Below are 6,892 nucleotides of genomic sequence, written 5' to 3'. Positions count from 1 at the left end.
GGGGGGGCTGTTGGGTGGGTGGGCTGGGTGGGCGGCGGGTGTCGGGGGGCGTCGCTATGGTGGGGACGTGGCTGCCGAGAACCCCGAGCCGTTCGTCGTCGCCGACGCCGCCGCGTGGCGCGCCTGGCTCGACGCCAACGAGCACGAGTCCGACGGCGTGTGGCTGCTGCTCGCGAAGAAGGGCACCACCGAGCCCACCTCGCTGAGCTACGCCGAGGCCCTCGACGAGGCGCTCTGCAGCGGGTGGATCGACGGGCAGAAGCGGGGTTACGACGAGGCGACGTTCCTGCAGCGCTTCACGCCGCGCCGCCGAGCATCGCTCTGGTCCCAGCGCAACATCGGACTCGTCGCCGAGCTCGTCGCGGCGGGTCGCATGCGGCCCCGCGGCGAGAGCGAGATCGCCCGGGCGAAGGCCGACGGTCGATGGGACCGCGCCTACGCCGGTGCGAGGTCCGCCGAAGTACCCGCCGAACTGCGTGCGGCGCTCGAAGCTGAGCCCGCCGCCGCCGAGCTCTTCGGGCGGCTGAGCGCCACGAACCGGTACGCCGTCTTGCACCGCATCGCCACCGCACCGAGCGAGACGAGCCGGCGCAATCGGCTCGAGAAGCTCGTCGGCATGCTGGCTCGGGGAGAGACGCCGTACCCGCAGTAGTTCTGTGGCGCGCTTCGGAATACCAGCTCGCCGCTGAGTTTCGCCGGATCGATCGGCCTTTGCGAGGAAGCCTCGCAATGTTAGCCTGACTGCGATCACTTGGGATTCCAGGAGCGCGGTGCGCGCCGATCCGGGTGATCGAGACCACCGGTCGTCGGTGGGGCGGTCCGCCTGCCGGGGCCGACCTCACCCGTCGAGCCTCACCGCGCCCACCGCGGGCTCCTGCCGAGCGGGGCGGGGCGGCACAGGCCAGCCGCGACCGGGTCCCGGACCCGAAGGAAAGCTGATGCGGCACCCTCTCTCCCGCGCTCTCGCCGCGACGCTCGCGGCCGTCGGGGCGCTCACCGGTGCCGCGGTCCCCGCGGCGACGGTCGGCGCCGCGGCGGCGCTCGAACGCGGCAGCTCCTCGGCACCCGCCGGCGCCGCACTGCCCACGACGAGCTCGCCGCCCGTCGGCTTCCGCTCCGAGAGCTGCCCTCCCGACGGGGGGATGCCGAACCCCGGCCAAGTGCCGACCTTCACCGATGCGAACGTGTCGGTGTTCGTGGGGAGGGACCTCACCGTGACGGGCGACGCAGCCGAGGCGGAAGGGCACATCGTCGTGAAGGGCGACGCGCGCTTCGACAAGGCGGGCATCTTCAACGTCGGGCGAGTGGGCTTCGGCTCCGGCATCTTCCCGCCCGGCGGGTCGGTCATGCTCGCGATCGGCGGCGACGGCCTGGTCACCGGCCGCACCACGGTCGATGTCGGGCACGGCGTCGACGACGACTCGGGCTACGGGGGCTCCGTCCGCGGCGGGGGCTACCTCGACCTCCAAGGCAATGTCGTCACGAACGGCGGCGACATCATGGACGAGCTCGGCGCCGAAGACGCCCTCCGCCCGTTCGGCGCCTTCGACCGCACCATGACTCGGGAGTCGGCTTCGCTCGCGAGTCTCGCCCCGACGGGGGTCGCCGAGCGCGACGGCAGCGGCATCAGCTTCGAGAGCACCGGACCGAGCGTCGACGGGCTGCAGGTGTTCGAGCTCGACGCCTCCGAGATCGACGGGGCGACCACGTTCATCTTCGAGGAGTCGATCCCCGACGAGGCGGCGATCGTCGTGAACGTCCGCGGAACCGGCGCCATCTCGATCGCGCCGCTCGCGGTCGGCTACCGCGGCGACCGGGCGGATGTCTACGACTCGCCGATCTTCGGCGAGGCGGCGTCGCGCATCCTGTACAACTTCACCGACACCACGAACCTCACCCTGAGCGGCGGGGGCAACTTCATGGGCTCGATCCTCGCTCCCAGCGCCTCGGCCGACCTCACGGCGAGCACGAACGGGCGCCTCTACCTGGGCGGCGACCTCGTGACGCGCGGATCGGGCAACGAGCTGCACAACTGGCCGTGGGTCGGGCGGCCGTCGTTCGACTGCCGATCCGAGCCGCCGGTGGAGCCGGAGCGCGGCACGATCACGCTCGAGAAGGAGTTCGTGGAGCGCGCCAGAGCGGGCGACCAGGTTCGTCTCGTGATCGCTGCGGCGACGGACCCCGGCACCGAGCTGGCCTCGGCGACCACCGACGGCACGGCGCCGGGCCGGCAGGATCGGATCGCCGGGCCGGTGCAAGTCGACGGCGGCGAGCGTGTGCGGCTCAGCGAGCGCAGCACCCGCGCCGGCGGCGATTCCGGCTACGACGCGCGCTGGTCGTGCACGAACCGTGCGGACGGCACCGTCGTCGCGAACGGGAGCGGCACCGACGCCGACGTCGTCATCCCAGCCGGCACGGACGTCGTCTGCGTCTTCACGAACACGCCGCCGCCCGCACCGTCGCTCATCGTCGAGAAGCAGGCGTCGCCCGCACCCGGCACCGCGGTCCATCCCGGCGAACGAGTCGAGTACCGGCTCGTGTTCCGAAACGACTCCGACTCGGCTGCCGCGCCGGTCGAGCACACCGACCTCCTCGCCGACGTGCTCGACGACGCGGCCCTGGTCGCCGGTTCGCTCGTCGCCGACGAGCCGCTCGACGCGAGACTCGACGGCGAGCGGCTCCGCATCACGGGCGAGGTGCCCCCGGGAGCGGAGCGACAGGTCGTGTACGAGGTCGTCGTGCGCGCAGCCGACGAGCTCGGCGACGGCCGGCTCAGGAACCTCATCGTCGAGGGCGCACCCGATCCCGCGCCCGACTGCGACGACGCCCTCGACTGCACCGACCATCCCGTCGGCGATGCGGCGTGGACGCTCGACAAACAGGCCGACCCGGCGAGTGGCACGGAGGTCGCTCCCGGCGCCCAGATCCGCTACGCGGTGACCGCGACGGGCGTGGAAGGTGCAGTCCCCGACGCCGTCCTCGTGGACGAGCTCCGCGATGTCCTGCACGCGGCGGACTTCGTCACGGGCTCCGCGCGATTGGTGCTCGACGACGGCACCGTCGTCCCGGTGGCCGACCCGGAGGGCGGTCGCCTGCGCAGCCCGCCCTTCGCGTTGGCCGCGGGCTCGACGGCCGTGCTCGAGTACCGGGTGACCGTCCGCGCCGACGCATGGGCCGAGCGCCTCCGCAACGTCGTCACGGGCGAGGCCTCGACGCCGCCCGAGCGCTGTGCCGTCGGGGAGGAGTGCAGCACCTCGCACGACACCCCGGCGCCGGTCATCGAGCTGCCGGCGACCGGCGGCACCGGCACCGCGGGCCTCGTCGCCGTGGGAGCCGCGCTCGCGGCCCTCGCACTGCTCGTCGCCGGTGCGCGACGACTGCGGGGCCGCTGACCGGTACGCCCCGACCGGCGGCCTCCCACCCGGAGCGACCGCCAGAGACCGACCCAGAAGGAGCACTCCATGCCCAAGCCCACCCGCAGACGACGGTCCGTGGCCGCCCTCGCGCTCGTCGGCGCGATCGCCGCGGTCCTCTCGTTCGGCACCGCCGCGCACGCGGCATCGGTCGTCGACATCGACCCGGACGCCACGGCGACGTTGAACGTGCACAAGTTCGTGCAGCCCGATCGTGCTGGGGCGCCCGGCGACGGCCGACCGGAGGACACGAGCGGCCTCACCCCGCTCGCCGACGTGGAGTTCACCGTCGAGCGGGTCGCCGGCATCGACCTGCGCACGAACGAAGGCTGGCAGGAGGCCACGCGCCTGAGCGCGGAGGACGCGGCGGCACGAGTCGAGCGGCCCGGCCGGACCGCCGTCACGGACGCCGCCGGCGACGCGGTGTTCGACGTCCTCCCGCTCGGGCTGTACCTCGTGACCGAGACCCGCGCGCCGGCAGGGGTGACCCGGGCGGCACCGTTCCTCGTGACCTTGCCGCTCACCGACGCCGAGCGCCGCGACACCTGGCGCTACGACGTGCACGTCTACCCGAAGAACGCCGTCACCGGCGCAGAGAAGTCGGTGACCGACGGGTCCGCCGTGGTCGAAGGCGACGACATCGTCTACACGATCGAGGCCGACATCCCGCGCGTCGAGATCATCGACGGCTACAAGATCGTCGACACCTTGGACGACCGCCTCGCCCACGCCGGCACGACGGTCGAGCTCACCGACGGCACGGCCATCGCTCAGCCGGGCGACTACACGGTGGTCTTCGACGAGGCCGCCAACGCCGTCACGGTCGAGTTCACCGAGGCCGGCCGCGCCGTTCTCGCCGGGCGAGCGGGCGAGGCGCGGGTGCTCGTCACGGTCACTGCTCGCGCGACCGCGACGGGCGTCATCGAGAACGAGGCCGTGATCTATCCGAACCGGCCGAGCTTCGACGTCCGCCCGGGCGAACCGGGCGGGCCGATCGTCACCCCGCCCGTGGCGACCAAGTGGGGCGCCCTCGTCGTCGAGAAGGTCGACGCCGTCGACCCGGCGCGAACGCTCGCCGGCGCGGTCTTCCGGCTGCACCTCAGCGAGGACGACGCGCGGGCCGGGCGCGATCCCCTCGTCGTCCGCGGAGTGAGTGAGTTCACCACGGGCGACGACGGACGCATCGTCGTCGAGGGCCTGCGCTACTCCGACTTCGCCGACGGCGAGCAGCTCGACCCGGGCGATCCGCGCTGGCGCAGCTACTGGCTCGTCGAGACGCGCGCGCCGGCCGGCTACGAACTGCTCGCCGCGCCCGTCCGGGTCGAGGTGACGAGCCATGATCCGGCAGTCGTCACCATCACCGTCGCGAACGCCCCGCACGACGCCGGGTTCCGACTCCCGGCGACCGGCCTCGCCGGCACCGCCGCGATCGTCGCCGGCGGCGTGCTCCTGCTCGGCGGGGCGCTCGCGCTCGCCGTCGCCAGGCGCCGCCGGCGGCACGCATGACCGGCCTCCGGGTGGCGGCGGCGGCGCCCGTCGCGCACCGCCGCCCGGAGCTCCCGCCTCAGCCGTCGCGCCGTGGTCGCCGCTGGACCACGGCGCCGGTCGCGATCGTCGTGGGCGGACTCGTCGGTCTCGCGCTGCTGCTCTTTCCCGTCGCCGCCGACTGGGTCTCGACCATCGGGCACGATCGCGCCATCGCGGGCTACCTCGAGCGCGGGGCCGAGCTCCGCGAGAGCGGCCGGGCCGACGAGCTGCTGGCCGCCGCGGAGGCCTACAACCGGGCGCTTCCGGACGGTCCGCTGCTCGACCCGTACTCCGTCGCGGTCGCCGACACCGACGCCGGGCCGGAACGCTACCGCGATCAGCTCCAGGTGGGAGCCGGCGGTGTGGTGGCGCGCGTCACCGTCCCGCGGCTCGGCATCGACCTGCCGGTCGAACTCGGGGCTGACGAGCAGGTGCTGCGCCGGGGGGCCGGTCATCTGCCCGGCAGCAGTCTGCCGGTCGGGGGAGCGGGCACCCACTCGGTGCTGACGGCGCACACGGGTGCACCGTACGCCGCGCTGTTCACCCCGTTGCACGAGGCGCGACCCGGCGACGTGATCGAGGTCGAGCTGCTCGACCGTCGACTCCGCTACCGGGTCACCACGCTCGAGACGGTGCGCCCCGACGAGACGGCGAGCCTGGCGCGCCGGCCGGGGGAGGACCTGCTGACCCTGCTCACCTGCACCCCGATCGGCGTCAACACGCACCGATTGCTGGTGCACGCCGAGCGGATGCCCGACGAGGCACCCGCGTCGTCGAACGAGCCCGGCGTCGCCGCCGATCCGGGCGCCGGCGACTGGCTGCCGACGGCCCTCGGCGCGTGGTGGATCCCGGCCTTCCTGCTGGGAGCGGCGGGGGTGGTCCGGCTCGCTCGTCCCGCGCGGTAAGACGGCGACGCATCGAGTTGCGCAGCCGGGGGCGATTCGGCACGCTGAGTATCGTGCCGTCATCCTCGCGCTCCGTGTTCGACCTCCGTTCGCCGAAGCGCTTGGCGATCGTGGCGGTCGCGACGGTCGTGCTCCTCGGCGCCGCCGTGCTGCTCGCCCGTTGGCTGCGGACGCTGCCCGAGGTCCAGGGGTTCGTCGAGACCTACCCGGGTCATAGCGCGCTCCCCGACGGCACGCCGATCGGCATCCCCGCCTGGCTCGGCTGGCAGCACTTCTTCAACGCCTTCTTCCTCGTGCTGCTGGTGCGCACGGGCCTGATCATCCGCTCGAAGGCGCGCCCGCCGGCGTTCTGGACCCGCGACAACACCCGCTGGCCCCGGACGAAGGGCACGCCCCGCCGCCTGGGTATCTCCGTCTGGCTGCACCTCGTGGTGGACGCGCTCTGGGTGGTGAACGGCCTCGTCTACGTCGTGCTGCTCTTCGCGACGGGCCAGTGGCTGCGCATCGTCCCGACGAGCTGGTCGGTCGTGCCGAACACGATCTCGGTCGTGCTCCAGTACCTCTCGCTCGACTGGCCGGTCGAGAACTCCTGGGTGTCGTACAACGACGCGCAGGTGCTCTCGTACTTCGCGATCGTCTTCGTGGCGGCGCCGCTCGCCGTCCTCACCGGACTGCGTCTCTCGCCGGTCTGGCCCATGCAGGGCCGACTGGCCCGCGTGCTCCCCGAGCGGCTCGCGCGGGCGCTGCACTTCCCGGTGATGCTCTTCTTCCTGCTCTTCACCTTCGTGCACGTGGTGCTCGTGCTCGCCACCGGCGCGCTGCGGAACCTGAACCACATGTACGCGTCGCGCGATGCCGCCGACTGGGTCGGTTTCGCGATCTTCGCGGTCTCAGTGCTCGCGCTCGTCGGGGGATGGGTGCTCGCCCGCCCGCTGCTGCTCGCCGGCGTCGCGGGCCGCTTCGGGCAGGTGCGGCGGATGCCGCCGCCTCCGGCCGCGAAGCCCGGGCCGACGCGCGGCTGACCGCGCCGCCCGCCGGCTCAACCTC

General features: G+C 73.3%; 5 protein-coding genes. All 5 read left to right on the top strand.

All coding sequences use genetic code 11. The features are described from left to right. Nucleotides 1-67 precede the first annotated feature (67 nt). Nucleotides 68-652 (top strand): YdeI/OmpD-associated family protein, encoded by a 585-nt coding sequence (locus tag M3147_RS08155; protein ID WP_251202950.1) that lies wholly within the window; start codon nucleotides 68-70, stop codon nucleotides 650-652. 286 nt (nucleotides 653-938) lie between these two features. After that, nucleotides 939-3,392 (top strand): choice-of-anchor A family protein, encoded by a 2,454-nt coding sequence (locus tag M3147_RS08150; RefSeq protein WP_251202949.1) that lies wholly within the window; start codon nucleotides 939-941, stop codon nucleotides 3,390-3,392. A gap of 69 nt (nucleotides 3,393-3,461) precedes the next feature. Next, a complete protein-coding gene (locus tag M3147_RS08145) occupies nucleotides 3,462-4,919 on the top strand; it encodes a SpaH/EbpB family LPXTG-anchored major pilin (protein ID WP_251202948.1) in 1,458 nt (485 codons plus the stop codon). After that, nucleotides 4,916-5,845 carry a class C sortase gene (locus M3147_RS08140; RefSeq protein ID WP_251202947.1) on the top strand — a complete coding sequence of 310 codons (930 nt, stop codon included), beginning with the start codon at nucleotides 4,916-4,918 and terminating at the stop codon, nucleotides 5,843-5,845. The genes M3147_RS08145 and M3147_RS08140 overlap by 4 nt, the downstream gene beginning before the upstream one ends. 53 nt (nucleotides 5,846-5,898) lie before the next feature. Then, the gene (locus tag M3147_RS08135) at nucleotides 5,899-6,867 is read left to right on the top strand and encodes a cytochrome b/b6 domain-containing protein (RefSeq protein ID WP_251202946.1); all 969 of its coding nucleotides are present in this window, start codon (nucleotides 5,899-5,901) and stop codon (nucleotides 6,865-6,867) included. The last annotated feature ends 25 nt before the right edge of the window (nucleotides 6,868-6,892 follow it).

This window comes from Agromyces mediolanus (assembly GCF_023715325.1).
Lineage (GTDB): Bacteria > Actinomycetota > Actinomycetes > Actinomycetales > Microbacteriaceae > Agromyces > Agromyces mediolanus_A.
The sequence above is the reverse complement of the archived record's forward strand: the minus strand, read 5'-3'. Positions and strand labels throughout refer to the sequence as shown.

Excerpts from the sequence above, each read along its gene's own strand:
- M3147_RS08150 (WP_251202949.1), top strand. The coding sequence starts at position 939 with ATGCGGCACCCTCTCTCCCGCGCTCTCGCCGCGACGCTCGCGGCCGTC.
- M3147_RS08145 (WP_251202948.1), top strand. The coding sequence starts at position 3,462 with ATGCCCAAGCCCACCCGCAGACGACGGTCCGTGGCCGCCCTCGCGCTC.
- M3147_RS08140 (WP_251202947.1), top strand. The coding sequence starts at position 4,916 with ATGACCGGCCTCCGGGTGGCGGCGGCGGCGCCCGTCGCGCACCGCCGC.